This is a genomic window from Streptomyces swartbergensis, from assembly GCF_002148965.1.
In the GTDB taxonomy this organism is placed as follows: domain Bacteria; phylum Actinomycetota; class Actinomycetes; order Streptomycetales; family Streptomycetaceae; genus Streptomyces; species Streptomyces swartbergensis.
In genome coordinates, this window is the sequence record NZ_NGFN01000710.1 from 1 (window position 1) to 1,309 (window position 1,309).

At 69.8% G+C, this 1,309-nt stretch carries 2 protein-coding genes; one reads left to right on the top strand and one right to left on the bottom strand.

From position 1 onward, the window contains the following. A partial coding sequence (locus CA983_RS43785; RefSeq protein WP_244207359.1) for a helicase associated domain-containing protein occupies positions 1 to 662 on the top strand: 662 nt, incomplete at its 5' end. 460 nt (positions 663 to 1,122) lie between these two features. Here the strand turns inward: CA983_RS43785 and CA983_RS43790 are convergent. Continuing rightward, positions 1,123 to 1,309, bottom strand: a 187-nt coding sequence (locus tag CA983_RS43790) for a DUF3732 domain-containing protein (protein WP_143645848.1), incomplete at its 5' end; no start/stop codon positions are given.

A 1,309-nucleotide genomic window follows, 5' to 3' on the forward strand; every position in this document is an offset into this window, starting at 1 on the left:
TCATCGGTCCGCCGCCCGAGGAAGGAGAGGAAGAATCCCGCCTGTTGCTCCGCTTCGCCGCTCCCCGTGACCCGGTGATGGTCGCGGACTGGGTGAACTTCAACGTGATCGACACCGAGAAGCAGGACTGGGCCCGCGGCTGGGCGGCACTCAAGCGGTTCACCGAACGCGAGGGCCACGCCCGGGTGCCCTACGGCCACAAGGAGCCTCCCGGCCCGTACTCCCTTGGGCAATGGGTGGCAGAACAGCGAAGGGCCTACGGGGCCGGGCAGATGAGCGGCCAGCGCGCGGCGCGGCTGGAGAAGCTCGGCATGGTCTGGTCGCTAGCGGATGAGCGGTTCCAGGAGAACCTGGAAGCCGCCAAGGCGTACTACGAAGTGCACTGGACACTGTGCGCGCCCCGGTCGGCGACGGCCCTGGACCGGCCCGTGGGGCAATGGCTGTCCAACCTTCGGCGGCCCGGCGCACTGGACGGCCACCCCGGGTGGAAAGCCGCGCTGGAGGCCGTGGATGAGCACTGGAACCCCCAGTGGCCGGCGGACTGGCAGCGGCACTATGCCGCGCTGCGGGAGCTGCTGCGYGACGAGGACCAGGCCGACGTCCTGCCCGGCGTCACCGTGCCGTGTAGCCGTGTCACTGGCCCACGGTATGACGGCGCGTGACGTCAGCGTTCGGGCAGCTTGCGGCGGAGGCTGTCCATTGACCCATCCCGACCTCGGCGTCATCTCCTTCCCCAGAACACTGCTCATCCGCCACGTGCGTGACCTCACCACCATCCCGACCAAGCCACCATGCGCCACCTGACGCGAGCAACACCCCGGCCCCGGCCCCCGGGTCGGGCGCAGGGAGGCGACCCGGGGGCCGCAGTGGCAGCTGTAGGGGCCGACGACAGCCGCGTCGCCGGGCTCTCCGCAACGTCCAGGGCGAGCAGCGGCGCGCCCTGCGGCGCCTCTTCGCAGTCCGATGCGTGCAGCACCCCGCCCGGACGGGCCGCGTCGATGAGTCGCTGACGGCGGTGAGCGCAGGGGTAGTGGACGGTGCCGACGAGCCCCTGCGTCGGTGAAAACTGCCCCGGTTGCTCGGGACCAGGCGTTCGGGAAATCGGCCACGGCGGACGGATGGCTAGCTGGCGTGTTCGTCGATCCACGCCTGGGGGACGAGAGCGTCGCCGTTGCGCCAGTTGTAGCGGACGCAGTCTTGATACCACTGGTCGGACAGGTTGGCGTGGTCGCTGACGATGAGCTGGAAGTTGGGGGCCAGGTCGTTGGTGAAGCCGTACATCAGCTCGAACATGCCGCGGACGGTGTTG